General features: G+C 70.6%; 17 protein-coding genes and 1 pseudogene. 12 read left to right on the top strand and 6 right to left on the bottom strand.

Translation table 11 applies throughout. The features are described 5' to 3' along the window. Positions 1–19: 19 nt before the first annotated feature. The 7 genes from ssd (at position 20) to ABIC21_RS17535 (ending at position 5,164) form a co-directional block, all read left to right on the top strand. Positions 20–1,153 carry a septum site-determining protein Ssd gene (gene ssd, locus ABIC21_RS17565; RefSeq protein WP_354351663.1) on the top strand — a complete coding sequence of 378 codons (1,134 nt, stop codon included), beginning with the start codon at positions 20–22 and terminating at the stop codon, positions 1,151–1,153. Continuing rightward, positions 1,150–2,394 carry a TadA family conjugal transfer-associated ATPase gene (locus ABIC21_RS17560; protein WP_354351662.1) on the top strand — a complete coding sequence of 415 codons (1,245 nt, stop codon included), beginning with the start codon at positions 1,150–1,152 and terminating at the stop codon, positions 2,392–2,394. Before ssd ends, ABIC21_RS17560 begins: the two co-directional genes overlap by 4 nt. Continuing rightward, the gene (locus ABIC21_RS17555; RefSeq protein ID WP_354351661.1) at positions 2,391–3,218 is read left to right on the top strand and encodes a hypothetical protein; all 828 of its coding nucleotides are present in this window, start codon (positions 2,391–2,393) and stop codon (positions 3,216–3,218) included. Before ABIC21_RS17560 ends, ABIC21_RS17555 begins: the two co-directional genes overlap by 4 nt. Further along, entirely contained in the window at positions 3,215–3,826 is a 612-nt protein-coding gene (locus tag ABIC21_RS17550; RefSeq protein WP_354351660.1) for a type II secretion system F family protein, read from the top strand. Before ABIC21_RS17555 ends, ABIC21_RS17550 begins: the two co-directional genes overlap by 4 nt. 158 nt (positions 3,827–3,984) lie before the next feature. Beyond that, positions 3,985–4,296 carry a DUF4244 domain-containing protein gene (locus ABIC21_RS17545; RefSeq protein ID WP_354351659.1) on the top strand — a complete coding sequence of 104 codons (312 nt, stop codon included), beginning with the start codon at positions 3,985–3,987 and terminating at the stop codon, positions 4,294–4,296. Then, a complete protein-coding gene (locus ABIC21_RS17540) occupies positions 4,293–4,787 on the top strand; it encodes a TadE family type IV pilus minor pilin (RefSeq protein WP_354351658.1) in 495 nt (164 codons plus the stop codon). Before ABIC21_RS17545 ends, ABIC21_RS17540 begins: the two co-directional genes overlap by 4 nt. Further along, positions 4,784–5,164: an Rv3654c family TadE-like protein gene (locus ABIC21_RS17535; RefSeq protein ID WP_354351657.1), complete on the top strand. Its 381-nt coding sequence runs from the start codon at positions 4,784–4,786 to the stop codon at positions 5,162–5,164. Before ABIC21_RS17540 ends, ABIC21_RS17535 begins: the two co-directional genes overlap by 4 nt. A gap of 20 nt (positions 5,165–5,184) precedes the next feature. Here the strand turns inward: ABIC21_RS17535 and ABIC21_RS17530 are convergent, their stop codons facing one another. Beyond that, entirely contained in the window at positions 5,185–7,572 is a 2,388-nt protein-coding gene (locus ABIC21_RS17530) for a DEAD/DEAH box helicase (protein ID WP_354351656.1), read from the bottom strand. A 61-nt stretch (positions 7,573–7,633) separates the two neighbouring features. After that, positions 7,634–8,326, bottom strand: a complete 693-nt coding sequence (locus tag ABIC21_RS17525; protein ID WP_354351655.1) for a GNAT family N-acetyltransferase — start codon at positions 8,324–8,326, stop codon at positions 7,634–7,636. A gap of 136 nt (positions 8,327–8,462) precedes the next feature. On the opposite strand from ABIC21_RS17525, the gene trhO reads away from it, so the two are divergent. Beyond that, positions 8,463–9,356: an oxygen-dependent tRNA uridine(34) hydroxylase TrhO gene (trhO, locus tag ABIC21_RS17520; protein WP_354351654.1), complete on the top strand. Its 894-nt coding sequence runs from the start codon at positions 8,463–8,465 to the stop codon at positions 9,354–9,356. A gap of 46 nt (positions 9,357–9,402) precedes the next feature. Here the strand turns inward: trhO and ABIC21_RS17515 are convergent, their stop codons facing one another. The 3 genes from ABIC21_RS17515 to ABIC21_RS17505 all read right to left on the bottom strand — a co-directional run bounded on the left by ABIC21_RS17515 (position 9,403) and on the right by ABIC21_RS17505 (position 11,171). Then, positions 9,403–9,939: a DUF6023 family protein gene (locus tag ABIC21_RS17515; protein ID WP_354351653.1), complete on the bottom strand. Its 537-nt coding sequence runs from the start codon at positions 9,937–9,939 to the stop codon at positions 9,403–9,405. A gap of 73 nt (positions 9,940–10,012) precedes the next feature. Next, positions 10,013–10,579 carry a hypothetical protein gene (locus tag ABIC21_RS17510; protein WP_354351652.1) on the bottom strand — a complete coding sequence of 189 codons (567 nt, stop codon included), beginning with the start codon at positions 10,577–10,579 and terminating at the stop codon, positions 10,013–10,015. Positions 10,580–10,646: 67 nt separating this feature from the next. Further along, positions 10,647–11,171, bottom strand: coding sequence for a DUF6023 family protein (locus tag ABIC21_RS17505; protein WP_354351651.1), 525 nt, complete (start codon positions 11,169–11,171; stop codon positions 10,647–10,649). 292 nt (positions 11,172–11,463) lie between these two features. Between ABIC21_RS17505 and ABIC21_RS17500 the strand changes: the two genes are divergently transcribed. The 3 genes from ABIC21_RS17500 to ABIC21_RS17490 all read left to right on the top strand — a co-directional run bounded on the left by ABIC21_RS17500 (position 11,464) and on the right by ABIC21_RS17490 (position 14,614). Then, complete coding sequence (locus ABIC21_RS17500; RefSeq protein ID WP_354351683.1) at positions 11,464–11,841, top strand: glycosyl hydrolase; 378 nt, start codon at positions 11,464–11,466, stop codon at positions 11,839–11,841. A 284-nt stretch (positions 11,842–12,125) separates the two neighbouring features. Then, positions 12,126–12,890, top strand: a complete 765-nt coding sequence (locus tag ABIC21_RS17495; RefSeq protein ID WP_354351650.1) for a MerR family transcriptional regulator — start codon at positions 12,126–12,128, stop codon at positions 12,888–12,890. Between the two features lie 26 nt (positions 12,891–12,916). Continuing rightward, positions 12,917–14,614: a DUF7059 domain-containing protein gene (locus ABIC21_RS17490; RefSeq protein WP_354351649.1), complete on the top strand. Its 1,698-nt coding sequence runs from the start codon at positions 12,917–12,919 to the stop codon at positions 14,612–14,614. Between the two features lie 111 nt (positions 14,615–14,725). Here ABIC21_RS17490 and ABIC21_RS17485 read toward each other — a convergent pair. After that, positions 14,726–15,877 (bottom strand): annotated as a pseudogene (locus ABIC21_RS17485) (MFS transporter); the annotation flags it as partial. A gap of 187 nt (positions 15,878–16,064) precedes the next feature. Between ABIC21_RS17485 and ABIC21_RS17480 the strand changes: the two are divergent. Beyond that, on the top strand, positions 16,065–16,733 hold the full coding sequence (locus ABIC21_RS17480) for an ArsR/SmtB family transcription factor (protein ID WP_502936021.1): 669 nt from the start codon (positions 16,065–16,067) through the stop codon (positions 16,731–16,733). Positions 16,734–16,809: the final 76 nt, after the last annotated feature.

Below are 16,809 nucleotides of genomic sequence, written 5' to 3'. Positions count from 1 at the left end.
GGACGGGAAGAGTGGCCGCATGAGCAGGCACCAGCTAGCAGCGTCCAGTCTTGGTCCCGGGGCCGGGGCCGGGGCAGGCACCGGGGCCGGCGCGGCGCCGTGGGTGCCGGTCGAATCAGCGGAGACGCTGCTCGTGACAGGATCCGACGTGCTGCGCGGTGAAGTGGAACGCATCGTGGCGGCGTCCGGCGGCCAGCTGCGCACGGTGGCGGACCTGCGGGAAGCGGCGCCCTTCTGGGACTCTGCCGCGGGGGTGCTGCTCGGCAGTGACATCCGCGAGCTGCCGCCGCGGGGACGTTCGCCGGCCGTTCTCGTGGGCCTCACCGGCGACGGAGACAGCTTGTGGCATCTGGCCGCTGCCATGGGCGCCGAACGCGTCGCAGTGCTGCCCGAGGCCGCGTCCTGGCTCGCCGAGTACCTCAGCCGCTCCCGCGCTCCTGAAACCGGCGGACTCGTCCTCGGGATTGTCGGGGGTTGCGGCGGCGCCGGGGCCAGCACGGCAGCCGTCTGGCTGGCGCATGCTGCCGCCCGGGAGGGAGTGCGTGTCCTGCTCGTGGACGGCGACCCGTGGGGCGGGGGCCTGGAACTGGCGCTCGCCGCCGAGGAAACGCCCGGCCTCCGCTGGCCGGACCTGGGGGATGCCAGCGGCACCATCGATCCCCGCCAGCTCGCCGATTCCCTGCCCGTGGCTGGCGGCTTCCCGTTCCTCTCCTGGCCCGGGACCAAGGAGCGCCACAGCGGAGTGGACCATGCGGCCGTGGCCGGTGTACTGGACGCCGCCCGGCGCGGCTTCGAGCTCGTCGTGGTGGACATTGGCCGCGGATGGGACGCGTTGCGGACCTTCGCCTGGGACTGCGACCGGGTGATCGTCGTTGCGCCCGCGCTGCTCCGGGCAGCCGTGGCCACGGCCCGGCTCCTGCAGGACCTGCCTGCGGTGGAGACGGTGCTGGTGGTGCGCGGCAAACCCGGGGCCGCGTTGGACGCAGAGCTGATCGCCGAGGCCGTAGGGTTGCCCCTGGCCGGGATCATGCCGGACGTCAGGCGCGCCGCGGCCGCCACAGAGCTCGGGCGTCTGCTGGACACCGGACGGCAGCGCAACGTCCGGCGGTTCGCCCGCCTGGTCCTTGACTTTGGCGCCGGAGGCAACGGATGAGCGCCCACTCGGCGCCGGGCCCCCCGGACGCCGGCGCCACGACGGGAGGCCTGCGCTACCGGACGCCGGCCCGTGCGTCCGTTGACGCGAGGCTGCTGGAGTCCGTCCGCGAATCCGTAATGACCGACGCCGGGCCGGTGACGCCCTCTCGCGTGGCGGCAGCCGTCCAGGCGAGCGGACGCCTGCTGGGCACCGCCGGCGCCCTGGCCGCGGTCGAGGGGATCAGCGCGGAACTGAACGGCCTCGGGCCCCTGCAGGTCCTGGTCCGGGACCAGGCCGTGACCGACATCTTCGTCAACGGACCGGGCTCGGTCTGGCTGGACCGCGGCGGCGGACTCGAAAGGGCGCCGGTCGCGTTCACCGGCGAGCAGCAGGTCCGGGCACTGGCGGCCCGGCTCGTGTCGGCAGGCGGGCGGCGTCTGGACGACGGTTCACCCTGCGTCGACGTCAGGCTCGACGGCGGGTTCCGGGTCCATGCCGTCCTGCCGCCGATTTCCACATCGGGGACACTCCTGAGCATCAGGATCCGGCGTGAACGGGTGTTCTCGATGGACGAGTTGCGGCGGAACGGAATGTTCGGGGCTTTGGCGCAGACCGTGCTGGAGCGGATGGTGGAACGGCGGCTGAGTTTTTTGATCAGCGGCGCCACCGGGTCGGGGAAAACAACACTCCTGGCCACGCTCCTCGGCCTGTGTTCGCCCGGCGAGCGCCTGGTCCTGATTGAGGACGCCTCGGAACTGAACCCGGTCCACCCGCACGTCGTCTCGCTGGAGGCGCGGCACGGCAACCTCGAAGGCGGCGGCGCGGTGGACCTGGGCGAACTCGTGCGGCAGTCCCTGCGGATGCGGCCGGACCGGCTGGTCGTGGGGGAGTGCCGGGGCGCCGAAGTGCGTGAACTGCTGGCTGCCATGAACACCGGCCACAGCGGGGGCGGCGGAACCATCCACGCCAACACCGCGGCCGACGTGCCGGCACGGCTAACCGCGCTGGGTGCCCTGGCCGGGATGGGGCAGGACGCCGTCCGGCTGCAGGCGGCCAGCGCCCTCGACGCAGTGGTCCACGTGGAACGGATGAACAACGGGCGGACCGTGGCCTGTATCGGAGTGCTCGAAGACACGCCGGCGGGCTTGGTGGTCGGCTCCGCGCTGGACATTAGCGCCGGCGTCGTCCGCGGTGGGCCGGCGTGGCCGCGGTTGGCGGCCCGCCTCGGAATTGACCCGTCCCCGGTGGAGGAGGCATGACTGCGCTGCTCATTGGAGTGCTCGCCCTGGCCATCTTCCTGGCACTTTCCCCGCCGGGAGCCCCACGCCGCCGGATCCGCGCGGCGTTGGCCGGCGCTCGGGGCAACTTCGCCGCAGGCTCTCCCGCACCTCCGCGCGAAGCGGCCCGATGGGGGCGCCGGGGCGCCCCGGCGGCATCGATGACCCTGCTGGTCCAACAGATGGCGGCGTTGTTGAAGGGCGGCCGGACTCCCGCGCGGTTGTGGGATGAACTGTGGCTCCTGTACGGCGTTGATCCGGCCGCGCCCGTCTCCGGGGAAGACGTTCCGGGCCGGAGCCTGGTGCTCGCCCCGGGATCCGCGCGGATGCTTGCCGCAGCCCGTGCCGCCGCGGTGCGCGGTTCCCCGGTCGGAGCGGCCATCCGCTCCGCCGCGGCCGGGTCCGGGGGAGCGGGCTCCGGAAAGGCCCGGGGGAGTGGCGCAGGCGAGGGCGTCCGTGCGCGCCGGGTCTGGTTTCAGCTCGCAGCGTGTTTTGACGTGGCCGAGGCCAGCGGCTGCCCGCTGGCGGACGTGTTGACGCGTTTCGCCGCCCAGCTGGAGGCCGAGGACGACGCCGACGCCGCCCGGCAGACGGCGCTGGCGGGACCCCGTGCGACCGTTCGGCTGCTGACGTGGCTTCCGTTCCTGGGTCTGGGCCTGGGGGTGCTGCTGGGCGTGGATCCTGTCGAGGTCCTGCTGGGAACCCCGCTGGGTGTCGCGGCGCTCGCGGCGGGCCTCGCCCTCACCGCGGCCGGCCGGATCTGGTCGTCGCGGCTCGTCCGGACGGCAGAGGGGCCTCCGCCATGACACCGGACGCCGCGGGTCTTGCGCTGCTGGCCGTCCTGGCAGCCGCGGCCGTGACCGCGTTTTCGGACCGTGGCCCGGCCAGGCGGAGACTCCGGCGCCAGACGCAGCCCGCCCCGGACACCGGACACTCACGCCGCTCAACAACAATCCCTGACACGGCCGGGGCAGCAGGCGGGCCCGGGCTCGGTGATGCGGCCATGCTGCTGGAACTGATCGGCTCGATGCTCGATGCGGGGGCGGGACTCGGCCGTGCCCTGGCGCTCGTAGCCGAGCTGGCCGCGCCCGAAATCCGCGGTCCGCTGCGCCCGGTCGTCGCTGCCCTCGCCGTCGGCGCCGATTGGGACACCGCCTGGCGCAGCTCCGACGTCCGTGCGCCGGGAGTCCTTGCCGTGCACGATGCGCTGGGATTTGCCGCACTGACCGGTGCCCCGTCCTCCGCCATCCTCTACGCCCAGGCGGCACGCCTGCGGCGCGAGCGGTTCCGGACCGCGGAAAAGCAGGCCGCAGCACTGGGCGTGAAGCTCGTTGTACCGCTCGGCCTGTGTTCGCTGCCGTCCTTCATCTGCCTGGGCGTCGTCCCGGTCCTGCTGGCAATGCTGCCGGGCTGACCCCGGTGGTGGAAGGCGATGGCGGGAGCGGCATTCCTCCACAGCCCGCGTCGGGGTTTTCCACTTGGCCGGATCGGCGCCTTACGCGTCGCCCGCCCAGCCGGAAGAGTCTAAGAACAGCCGGCACTCCCGCCGGAACCCAACGAAAGGAACACACCATGTCACTCCATCCCATTGCGACGGCCGGAACCCGCAGGGCGCTGAAAGTCCATCCCCAACCGGAGAGCGCTGAGATCCATGAAATCTATCCAGGAGCCAGTGCCGCCGCCCCGTTCAAGAGTCGAAAGTCGAGACGACTCCGATGGCTGGGAAGGCTGTTTGGCTCCGAGACGGGGATGGCGACGGCCGAGTACGCCATTGCCACACTCGCCGCTGTGGGGTTTGCCGGCATCCTCGTGTTCATTATGCGCAGCGACGAAGTCCGGGGTTTTCTGTTGAACCTCATCCGTACGGCGCTCGCCTTGCCATGAGCTGCGAATGGCCGGCCGGAGGAGGCATAGGCAAAGCGTCGTCCCCGCCAGCCGCCGGACGCCCCCGGTGGCGGCAGGCAGCCGGCGGCGACACGAGCCGCGGCGCCGTCACCGCCGAGTTCGCGGTGGCGCTGCCCGCCGTCCTGCTCCTGCTCGCCCTGCTGCTGGCCGGTTCAGCGGCGGGAGTCACCCAGCTGCGGCTGGAGGAGGCGGCCCGGGCCGGTGCACGGGCCCTGGCCCGGGGCGAGGACGCTGCCGCCGTGGACGTGATCGTCCGCCGGCTCGCCGGTGGCTCAGCGGCGTCGGCAGTGGCGTCCGACGGCGGATGGCTCAGCGTCACGGTGTCCGGGAAGGTCCCAGGTGCCGTTGGCTCGCTCCTTCCCTGGACTCTCACGGCCCGCGCCTGGACCAGAGGCGAAACGTCCGGACCTTCGGCCGCGGCCCGGGTCCCCCCGGCCTGGCGCCACCAGCTGCAAAGTGTGGCCGCATGAGCCCGCCGGAGCGCCGCAGCACACCTCCGGTCGGGGAACCCGGGGAGCGCGGGGCCGGCACCGTCCTGGTGCTGGGGTTGGGGCTGCTCGTCGTGCTCGCCGCTGTCCTGATCGCGCTGCTGGCCCAGTCGGCCGCGATGGCGTCCCGGGCGGCGGCCGCCGCAGACCTTGCTGCCCTCGCCGCCGCGGATGTTGCCCGGGGAATCGCCCCGGGAGTCCCCTGCGCCGTCGCCATGGATGTGGCACACCGGAACGGCGCCAGCGTCCTCAGCTGCGCGGAAGGGGCCGGGTACGCGGTCCAGGTCCGGACTGAACTCGCCGTCCGCACGCCCCTGGGCGCGGCCACCGGTTTGGCCAGGGCCGGGCCGCCGCCGTGACCGGGCACCTGGGGCCGCGGCTACGCCTGCAGCGGGACCGCGGCGTGGTCCGGCTGCCCGGTGCGCATCTGGTCGGTCGCGTCCTTGAGCAGCACGTCGATGAGGGTCACGGCGGCGTCCTTGTCGAGGGGATTGTTCTTGTTGCCGCACTTGGGCGACTGCACACAGGACGGGCAGCCGGACTCGCATTCGCAGGCCTTAATTGCGTCGCGGGTGGCGGCCAGCCAGACGCGGGCCTTGTCGTAGCCGCGCTCGGCGAAGCCTGCCCCGCCGGGGTGGCCGTCGTACACAAAGATGGTCGGCACCCCCGTGTCGGCGTGGATGGCCGTGGACACCCCGCCAATGTCCCAGCGGTCGCTGGAGGCCACCAGGGGCAGGAGGCCGATGGCCGCGTGCTCCGCGGCGTGCAGGGCACCCGGGAACTGCGCCTCGATCAGCCCCGCACCGGTCAGCGAGCGGTTGTCCATCACGAACCACACCGCCTTGGTGAACAGGTCCCGGGCACCAAGCTGCAGCGGCTCCTCACCGAGGATCTCATTGGAAATCAGCGCCTTGCGCTGGAAGGAGACCACCTGCGTCGTGACCTTCACATCGCCGAAATGCACGGCCACATCGCCCCACTGCGTGGTGCGCTGCGTTTCGAGCACCTCGATCTGGGTCACGTCCCGCGCGGTGGTGTAATAGTCCGGGTTCGCCCGGCGCACCACCACGCAGTGATCGTCCTCGTTCAGGTCCTCCACCACGTAGCTCTCGCCCTGGTGGACGTAGATCGCACCCGTATGGGCCTGGTAATGCGTCTGCGGGGAATCCATGGTCCCGAGCAGGGATCCCGTGTCGGCGTCCACGATGCTCACCGGGCCGCCACCGTCGGCCCTCAGGTTCACCATGGCCGCGGCGCTTTGCGGGTGGGTCCAGAACCACCCCGCGGGGCGCCGGCGCAGATATCCCCGGGCCACCAGCTGGTCCAGCAACTTCTCGGACGTGGCACCGAACAGGTCCAGCTCGGCGTACCCCAGCGGCAGTTCGGCGGCGGCGGCACACAGGTGGGGACCCAGCACGTAGGGATTGGAGGGATCAAAGACGGTGGCCTCCACCGAGACGTCGAAAATCGCCTCGGGGTGGTTCACCAGGTAGGTGTCCAGCGGGTCATCGCTCGCGACGAAGGCGGCGAGGGCGTCCTGGCCGGCCCGGCCGGCCCGGCCGATCTGCTGGAACAACGACGCGCGGGTTCCCGGCCAGCCGGCCACGAGCACGGCGTCGAGGCCGGAAATGTCGATTCCCAGTTCCAGGGCCGAGGTGCTGGAGACCCCGAGCAGCTCGCCGGAGCGCAGCGACTTCTCCAGCGCCCGGCGCTCCTCCGGAAGGTAGCCGGAGCGGTACGCCGCGACCCGTTGCGGCAGGCTGGGGTCCACTTCGTCGAGGAGGCGCTTGGTGATGGAGGCAATGGTTTCGGCGCCGCGCCGGGACTTGATGAACGCAATGGTCCGCACCCGCGCCGAGACCAGATTGGCCAGCAGGTCCGCGGTTTCCGCGACGGCCGTTCTCCGCTCCTTGGCGCCGTTTTCCCCCCGGAGTTCGCTCAGGGCGGGCTCCCAGAAGGCCACGGTGGTGGAGCCGTGGGGCGAGGAGTCCTCGGCCACGGCCCGGACCGGAGCGCCGATGAGCCGGCCGAAGGAGGTGCCGGGCTCGGACGCCGTGGCGGAGGCGGCGATGAACACCGGCCCGGACCCGTCCGGGCTGTAGTAGGCGCAGATGCGGCGCAGCCGGCGCATCAGGTTGGCCACGTGGGATCCAAAAACGCCGCGGTAGCTGTGGGCCTCGTCCACGACCACGTAGCGCAGCCGGCGGAAGAACCGTGCCCACCAGGCGTGGTTGGGGAGGATCCCGAAGTGCAGCATGTCCGGGTTGGCCAGGATGAAGTTCGCGTGGTCCCGGATCCAGCGGCGGGACGCGGGGTCGGTGTCGCCGTCGTAGGTCTCGGCCCGGACGGTGGGGAGTTTCAGGGCCCGGATCGCGGACAGCTGGTCGGCAGCCAGGGCTTTGGTGGGCGAGAGATACAGGGTGACGGCGCCGTCGTCGTGGATCTTGCCGGGATCGGCGAGGACCCGCAGTTCGGAGCGGTGGATCGCGTCCAACGCCGGCAGCTGGTAGGCCAGCGATTTTCCGGAGGCGGTGCCGGTGGCGATCACCACATGCTCGCCGTCGTGGGCGAGGTCGGCGGCCTGGATCTGGTGCCGGTAGGGCTCGTGGATGCCCAGCGAACCGTAGGCGTTCACAAGGTCGGGGTGGGTCCACTCGGGCCAAGGCGCGTGCACGGCCTGCCGGGCGGGAATGGTGCGCACATGGCGGAGCTGTTCCGGGTCCGGGCCGCGGCCCAGCAACGGAATCAGGGACTCATGTGGGTTCACTCGTACATTCTTTCACCCGGCCTCAAATCGTCCGGGGCACGCGACCCGCCAGCCGAGGGCCTCAGCCCACGGACAGGTCCGAGCCCTCGTCCGAGGCGGAAAGCATCAGCACGTGGCTGACCGTGGTCCAGCCGAGGTGCGAGTAGAGCTTCTGCCCGTCGAGTGAAGCGAGCAACAGCCCGGTCTCGACGTCGTGCTCGAAAGTCTGGGCGGCGAGGGCGCGCATGATGAAGCTGCCCAGGCCCCGGCGCTGGTACCCGGGCTCGGTGACGATCTTGTCGAAGATTGCGGTGTGGCCCACCACGAACATACGGCCGCTTGCCGCCACCTCGTCCCCGGCATAAACCACGGCATGGTGGACACCGTCGATCTTTGACGGAACCCACCTGAGATCATCATCCGGAAGCCAGGGATCCTCGGCGTCCTGGGTCTCCATATCCACGATCATCATCGTCTGCGAGGCGGACGTGACGTTGAGCCCTTGCTGCTGGGCCAGGAAGTGGTACCTCGCAACGTCATTCGTGAGGACCGTGAGGATCCGGGCGGGTACCTCCGCGGTGGCAGCGGCCAGCGCCGCGAACTCCGCGTCGGAGGGATCGTGGGCGAAGTATTCCCATTCGTGGGTGGTGTCCGCCCTGAAAGCCGCCGGGAACCGGCCCTCCCTGCGTGTCTCATATCCTCGGCAGCCGGCCCAGCCGGTGACCCAGATTTCCAGCAGATGAGTGGTGTCTTCAACCATGGCCTCAAGACTCATGAGATGAGCGTATTCCAGCCCCGCCACAAGCAACAGGGGCCGGGTCCGGGAACAGGTCTTGCTTACGTAATTGTGACCGGACCGGCCCGCCGGTACCGGCGGCCGCGGCTTTCGGTCCACCCAGTACCCTTAAAAGGTGGCTTTGAACAGAATTGTGCTCTTTTACTCCTTCACCCCGCTCCCGGACCCGGACGCCGTCCGGCTCTGGCAGCGTGCGCTCTGCGAGAAACTCGGCCTGACCGGCCGCATCATCATCTCCAAGGACGGCATCAACGCGACCATCGGCGGCGAGCTGAACGCGGTCAAGCAGTACGTGAAGACCACCCGCGAATACAAGGGCTTCCACGGTATCGACGTGAAGTGGTCCGACGGCGGCGCCGCAGACTTCCCGCGGCTGAGCGTCAAGGTCCGCGACGAGATTGTGTCCTTCGGTGCCCCCGGAGAGCTCGCAGTCGACGCCGGCGGCGTGGTCGGCGGCGGCACGCGCCTTTTGCCCGAGGAACTGCACCAGCTCGTGGAGGCGCGGAAGGAGGCCGGCCAGGAGGTTGTGTTCTTCGATGGCCGCAACGGCTTCGAGGCCCAGATCGGCAAATTCAAGGACGCGATCGTCCCGGATGTGGCCACCACCCACGACTTCATCAAGGAACTCGACTCCGGCAAGTACGACGCGCTCAAGGACAAACCGGTGGTCACGTACTGCACCGGCGGCATCCGCTGCGAAGTGCTCTCGAGTCTGATGGTGAACCGCGGCTTCAAGGAGGTCTACCAGCTCGACGGCGGGATCGTCCGCTACGGCGAAACCTTCAAGGACCAGGGCCTCTGGGAGGGCTCCCTCTACGTGTTCGACAAGCGCATGCACCTGGAATTCAGCGGGGACGCGAAAACCCTCGGCGAATGCGTCCGCTGCGCGGCGCCGACGAGCAGGTTCGAGAACTGCTCCAACGCGTCCTGCCGGACGCTCACGCTCTACTGCTCGGACTGCGCCGCCAGCCCGGAGACCCTCCGCTGCCCGGACGGCTGCGCGGTCTGAGGCCCGGCCCGGGGCCCGCCGGATGCTCCCGGACCGGCGAAGGACCTCAGATGCGGCTCACCCGGTAGGCGAAGTTGGCCCCAGCGTTGGCTTCCACTTCGATGTTGAGCACGGCGCCTTCGGGCAGGTACACCACACTCACGCGTGACGTTCCGCAGCGCAGGTTCAGGTCCACCAGATCCAGGTCCCCGTGGCCGATGCTAAATGAGACCCGCTGCGGGCTCCGGCAGGCGAGGGTCAACGAATAGCTGCTGCCACTGGGGACTGGTGCGGTGGTTTCCGTCCGTACCTCCTCAGCCGCCAACGTGCCGTAGCCGGTGTGGACCACTTCGCCCTCGGTGGCGGGGAGCACCTGCGCCAGCCACGCGTCCAGCTCAGCCCCGGAGACGGGCAACCGCGTCGAGGGGTCCCGCGGCAGGGCCGCATCGGTGAACGGCGGGGCGGATGCGGACGGCGTCCCGCTGGCGAAATCGTCGTCGTATTCGTAGGCGCAGCCGGCCAGCGCCATGGCCAGCGTCAATGAAATTCCCACGGCGCGTGCGGTGCGAGTCCGGGCCCCGCTCGATACCGGGACAGTGTGCATGTCCTGACTTTAACGCCGCCCGTGCCCGGGCGCCAGAGCCTAACGGCAGGCTATAGCAGCGCTGCGCGAGTGCCTACTGTCCCGGCTCGCTGACGCTGATCCGGACGCCTGCCACGGCGCCGGTTCCGCGGCTGCCGCCGTAACGGATGAGGTGAGCCGACACGGTCCCGGGCACCAGATCGACCAGCGCTTCCGCCACATCGCCGCAGTCGAAGTTGCGCTCCAAGAGCGTGCCGCCCTGACGGGCGCCCTGGATGACGGACAGGTGCGCGTCCGGTGCCCCGACGCACGCCGCAGTGACCTTGTACTGGCCGGCCTGAGTGACGATGCCCGAGGCTGAGAGACCTCCGCTGCTGGTGTCGCCGAGCCCGCCCGATCCGCCGAACCAAAGGCCCTCCGGTGACCCATCGAGGACGGTCTCCAGCTCCAGCAGATTGCGGGTTTCGGCGGCAACGAGTTCCGGGTCCCGGGCAGGCGACGGCTGCGGGTCCGGAAATGACCGGGCGGACGCCGCCGCCCCGGATGGTGAAAGGCCAACGTCGTCGGCGACTTCACACCCGGCCAGTGCAGCGGCAACAGCGCCGGCCGCCAGCAACAGTGCCGCCCGGACGGTCCAGTGCGTACCCCCAGTAGCAGCCATGCACCGAGCCTAACCGCCGGGTCCGCCGGCGCAAACCACCCCGGCCTAGCCCGCGTCGGCCGCGCTGCTATGCCGCAGGTACCAGGTGGTAGGCGTAAATGAGCGGAGCGTCCACGCTGGACGTGCTGATCTGAAGCGTGCCTGCCGCGGGGACTTTGATGCGTGCCGTCTCCCGGCTGCCGTTGCAGGCCGCCCCGGGCTCAGCCAGCCTCTCGCCGTCGAGGGAGACGTCGAAGAAGGCCTTGCCGCCGCCGTCGCAGGTGATGGTCAGGACGTAAGCGCCCGCCCTGATCCCGGGTGCGCTTTTGACCAGCGGATCCCGGTTGAGGATTTTTCCCGCGTCCTCGAGCACAACGCCGGCGGCCCGGGGAAGCGCCGTCGCCTTCCACGCCGGCACATCGGCCGACTCGATGGAACCGGCCGGGGAGCACGCTGTTGCGGCCAGGACGACGGCGGCGCCCGCCGCGAGGCCGCGCGCGGCGCGCTTGGCAGCAAAGTTGCCGCGCCCGACGGGCCGGACCGCGTGCCGGACGGGCCGCGCGACAGGTGCCACAGGCCGGGCGCGCTGAAAGCCGGGGAAATGGAAGAGCATGCCTCCAACTTACCGCCGCCACGGTCGGAAGCCGTCTCCCCGGCTGCCGACCGCGACGGCCCTGATCTCCAGCGTGCAGTGCCCAAGCTGCCCGTGACCAAGCCTTGCTCACAGCTGTGGGAAAACTGCGCAAATTAGGGGCGGCCGGATAAACCAACCCAGTAGGCTTTTTGCACACGGGAAGCCTCAGCCGCTTCCCAAGACTGGGGATTCACACTTCTTTCGACGGGCCGTCGACATGCGGAGGCTTCGCCTTGCCAACCTTTAGGTTGCGTACGTCACCAGCCCGTGGCTGAAGGACTTCATGGCCAAGGCTAAGCTCAGGGGCCTGCGCGTGGATTTCATGACCATGCACTGCTACGGCTGGCCGAACGTGGACAGCTTCCTGGGCAAGGTCAAAACGCTGTATGACCTGTACGGCAAGCCCATATGGGTGACCGAGTACGCCGTCGCTGACTGGGAGGCCACTGCCACGAAACCGAGCCGGTACAGCCGGGCCCAGACCGAGGACTTTATGCGGGGCACGGTCGCGGGTATGCGCGCCATGCCCTACGTGGAGCGTTTCGCCTGGAAGAACCGGGACATTTCGGACCCTGTAATGGGCAACTCGGCCCTCTTCGACCAGCGCGGCTGGCGGACCTCCACCGGCAGGCTGTACGCCTCGTTGTAGTAAGGATGGGCATGAGGGGCTGTGGTCGTCGTGTGCGCCACGTCCCCAAAGGGCCTCATCCCAGCCCTTGGCTGCCTCCACGACCGCCGCCGTCATCCGGTCCCGCTCGGCGGCTGCACAGGACGGACCCCGGCGGCTGCAGCTAGGCGCGCGACACGAAGCCCATGCGGCCGGAAAGCCGGCTGGCCGGCCAGGTACGGATCTTGACCTTGACGTAGCGTCAAGCTCTAGCATCGGGTTACCGGCCCGGACGCGGCCGGTTCCGGGGCGGAAGGAGCAGCGGCGTGGAGTGGTCCGTGCAACAAATCGCCAGGATCGCCGGGACCACGAGCCGGACGCTGCGCCACTACGACGCCGTCGGACTGCTCAAACCCATCCGGACCGGCGACAACGGCTACCGTTTCTACGACCAGGCGTCCCTCGTGCGGCTGCAGCGCATCCTGCTCCTGCGGGACCTCGGGCTGGGGCTCCCGGCCATCGCCGACGTCCTCGGTCACGAGCCCGATGCCGTCAAAGCCCTGAGCCGGCATCTGGACTGGCTCCGGCAGGAACAGGACCGGCTGGCACGGCAGGTTGCCTCGGTCCGGCGGACGATCGAAGCACTGCGAGAAGGAGGACTGATCATGGCGGAGAACATGTTCGACGGCTTCGACCACATCCAGTACAAGGACGAGGTAGAGGAACGCTGGGGCAAGGACGCCTACGCGCAGGGAGACTCCTGGTGGCGCGGGATGGGTCCGGCCGAGAAGGAGGCCTGGAAGCAGCGTTCCCGGCAGCTCGGCAGCGACTGGACCGCGGCTGCGGCGTCCGGCGTCGCGGCGGACAGCACCGAGGCTCAGGAGCTGGCCCGGCGGCAGGTCGAATGGCTCACCGGAATCCCCGGCACGCCGGCCGCGGCCTCCGCCGCCGGCGGCGACGTGAAGGGCTACGTCACGGGGCTCGGTGAGGTGTACGTTGCCGATCCGCGGTTCGCCGCGAACTACGGCGGCGAAGCCGGGGCAGCCTTCGTCCGCGACGCCCTCCGGAGCTACGCCGCGAGGCACCTCTAGCCCCGGGCCGGGACTAAACTTGTCCGGTGACTCCCTCCACGCATTTCACGGCCGGCAACACCCCCGACGCCCCGCGCAGCGACCTCCCCGGCCTGCTCGACGCCCTGGCCGCGGACCTGCGCGGCATCCGCTACACCGTTGACGGCGTCGCCGAACTGCTCGGCGCCGCCGCGCACAGCGCCCTGAGCCGGGACCAGCTGGTGCCCGCGCTGATCGTTACCGAGGAGGCCGGCCACGGGGAGCCGACGACGGCGGCGCTCGCCGCCGTCGTCCGCTTCTGGCTGCTGGCCGAACCGCAGCCCGCCGCCACCCTCGACGCCGCCCTGCCCGGCATCCGCACGGCAGGCCTGCTGGAACTGGGCCTCGTGGAGCCGTCCGCCGACGGCCTGGTCCAGGCCAAGGTGGACCTGCGGCCCTACGGCTGGGACGGAACCGCCGGGGAAACCGGCCAGGGGGAAGGCGCCCAGGGGGAAGACAGCCAGGGGGAAAACACCCAGAGGGAAAACACTGCCAGCAGCGGCGGCGCGGAGCTCTGGGTGGCCAGCGACCTCGCCGCCCACCAGCGGCCCGGGGTGCTGCGCCACGACCACGTCCTCGGGATCGGGCAGGCCTCCACCACGCTGGTGCAGGTCACCGCCCGCCGGCACGTGGCCAGGGCACTGGACCTTGGCACCGGCTGCGGCATCCAGACCTTCCACCTGCTCCACCACGCCGAGCACGTCACCGCCACGGACATCTCCGACCGCGCCCTCGCGTTCACCCGCTTCAACCTGCTCCTCAACGCCGGCCAGCTGCACCTGGACCCCTCCGACCTGGAAGCCCGCGTGAGCCTGCGCCGGGGATCCCTGCTCGATCCGGTGGCGGGCGAGGAGTTTGAACTGGTGGTCTCCAACCCGCCGTTCGTGATCACGCCGCGCAGCCTCGGGGAGGCCGCCGCGGACCAGTTCACCTACCGCGACGGCGGCCTGCCGGGCGATGACATTGTCGCCGCGCTGGTCCGGGCTCTCCCTGCGGTTCTCACCCCCGGCGGGACAGCCCAGCTCCTGGGCAACTGGGAGATCCCGGCGGGCGCCGCCTGGGACGAACGGCCGCAGGGGTGGGCCGGTCCGGACGCGGACGTCTGGTTCATCCAGCGCGAGCAGGTCAGCCCGGAACAGTACGCCGAGACCTGGCTGCAGGACGCCTCCGAGGCCCGCGACCGGCGGCTCTACCAGGACTCGTACGCCGCGTACCTCGACGACTTCGCCTCCCGCAACGTCGAGGCCATCGGCTTCGGGATGATCTGGCTGCGGCGGCCCGCCGCGGGCTCCGCTCCGGTGCTGAGGCGCTTCGAGGAGATCACCTATCCGATCGAGCAGCCCGTCGGCCCGCACCTGGGGGCCGCCGTGGAACGCGCCGACTGGCTGGCCGTCCACGACCTGGCGGCGGCGCACCTGCTCGTGGCCGAGGACGTCACCGAGGAACGGCACCAGCGCCCCGGAGCCGAGCACCCCGGCGTCATCCTGCTGCGCCAAGGTGCCGGACTGCGCCGCACCAACCTGCTCAGCACCGAACTGGCCGGCTTTGTCTCAGCGTGCGACGGCGACCTGTCCGTCGGGCAGATCATCGGCGCCCTCGAAGCGCTCCTGGGCGGCGGCGAGGACTGGGACGCCGGGACCTTCCGCGCCGGCCTCCTCACCGAGGTCGGGAACCTGGTCCGCGACGGTTTCCTGCTGCCCGCCTGACGCGGCGGGTCCGCCCAGCGCGGCCGCAGCTGCGGCCCCCGCGGCTGACCCCGCGGCGGCTGGAAACGCGGCCGCTGGAAGCGCGGCGGCGGGGAGCGCGGGGCCGGCCGTGCCCTCGCGGCCATAGCGGGGCAGGACATACGCGGTGACGGCCAGGGCCGCCAAGACCCCACCCACCCCGGCGACCAAGAAGCTCACCCGGATCGGGAGCAGGGCGCCGAGCAGCCCGCCCAGCGCGAGCGCCCCGATGGACACGGCCCGGGTCATGCCGCCGATGATCGCCATGGCCTGGCCGCGGCCGCTTTCGGGGATCCGCATGATCGCAATCGCGCCGAAGCACGCGTTCAGCACCCCGCAGCTGGCCCCCATGGCGGTATAGGCCACGAACAACAGTTCCATGTTCGGCACCAGGGACATGATCCCCAGGAAAGCCGAGGTCAGGGCCATCGAGACCAGCAAAACGCGCAGCCGGGTGGGGTGGGTCGAGATCCGGCTGGCCAGCCCCGCCCCGGACGCCATCCCGAGGCCGAACGACGCGGCCAGCAGCCCGTACTGCGTCTCGGTGGCGCCGAGCTCGTCGCGGGCCAGGAACACCTCAAGGACGTTGGTCGCCTCGCCGACGGTGATGAAGAACAGCGCGCCGAGGACCAGTGCCCAGACCAGGCCGTCACGCCGGATCAGGCGCAGCCCGTCCAGCAGGGCCGGAGGCTCCTTGCCGACCCGCTCGGCGGCCGTGCCACGGCGGGTCCGGATCAGCATGGCGGCCACGCCCATCGCCAGGTAGCAGCCGCTGGCCACCGCAAACACCAAGCCGGATCCGCCCCAGCCGCTGAGCAGTCCTCCGGCCGCCGGTCCAACCATGCTGGCGATCATGATGGTGGCCTGCATGGTGCCCAGCGCCCGCGGGGTCCGTTCCTCGCCCACGATCCGGGGCAGCAGGGCCTGCCAGGTCGGCCCGGCCACCGCCTGGGCGGTGTCGAGGAGCAACGTCATGGCGAACAGCACCGGTAAATAGTTGTCCAGATACTGCATGCCCAGCCCCATCCCGGCGACCGCGGCGGCACTGACCACGGAGGACGCCGTCGCCAGCGTCCTGGAATCCCGGGTGTCGGCCAGCCGGCCCGCCCACGGCGCCAGCAGCACCAGGGGGAGCGCCGAGCAGAGCAGATAGGCCGCCACGAGCCAGGGTCCGGCGATGGCCGTCTGGCCGGCGGCGGCGAGGTTCTGGAGGTGCAGCATGACGCTGATGATGACGGCGCCCATGCCGGCCGTGGCGATGAAGCGGGCACTGCTGGCCAGGACGAAGTCCCGGTTGCGCCAGAGGGGCTGCGCGGGCGGAGCGTCCGGCGCCGTATGAAGTGCCTGTTTCATAAATAGCAAGCTACTCTCCGGTACATTTTGGTGTCAAGCATTTCTTTCATAGTTTGGCGAGGCTCGGTAGACTGGTGGTGTGAATGCAGAAATCCCGATGGCGGAGTCACCGGTCCCTCCGGCACCCAAACGCCGGCAGCGCCCGGAGAAGAAAGTGGAGATCACTGACCCAAAAGCGATCCGGGCACTGGCCCACGCTGCCCGGCTGGAAGTCATTTCCGAACTGTATTCAACCCAGGTGAGCCGGACCGCCACCGAACTCGCCGCACAGACCGGCCTCACGCCGAGCGCCATGAGCTACCACCTGCGCGCGCTGCAGAAGTGGGGCATCGTGGTGCCGGCCGCCACCGCCGGCGACGCGCGGGAGCGCCGCTGGAAAGCCGCGGGCACCGACTTCACCATCAACTCGGGCGGCGGGGTGGCGAGCCCCGAATTCGCCGTGCTGGATCTTGAACTGGACGCCTACCGCCGGCGCGTCAACGCCTACGCCAAGACCCGGGACGAGCAGCGCCAGCGCGGCGAGGCCGTGGACGGGCCCTCCTCCGTGGTGCTGGCCAGCAACCTGCTCTATCTGACCCGGGACCAGCGGGAGGAGCTGAACAACCGGCTCTTCGAGCTGCTGCGGGACTACGAGCTGGAGGATCCGGACCAGGTCCCCGACGGGGCCGAGCGGATGGCGACCCTGTGGTCGATGATCCCGGATGACCGCGGAAAGCCTCCGGCGAAGCCCTCCGGAAGCCCCGCCTGACAGGGGCGCGGGCCGCCCCGGCCGGGCCCGGCGAAGGCCTGCCCGGCGGTGGTTCATTACGTCCGGAAGTCGTGCC

Origin of the sequence: Pseudarthrobacter sp. PvP090 (assembly GCF_040547365.1) — a bacterium.
In the GTDB taxonomy this organism is placed as follows: Bacteria; Actinomycetota; Actinomycetes; order Actinomycetales; family Micrococcaceae; genus Arthrobacter.
The sequence above is the reverse complement of the archived record's forward strand: the minus strand, read 5'-3'. Positions and strand labels throughout refer to the sequence as shown.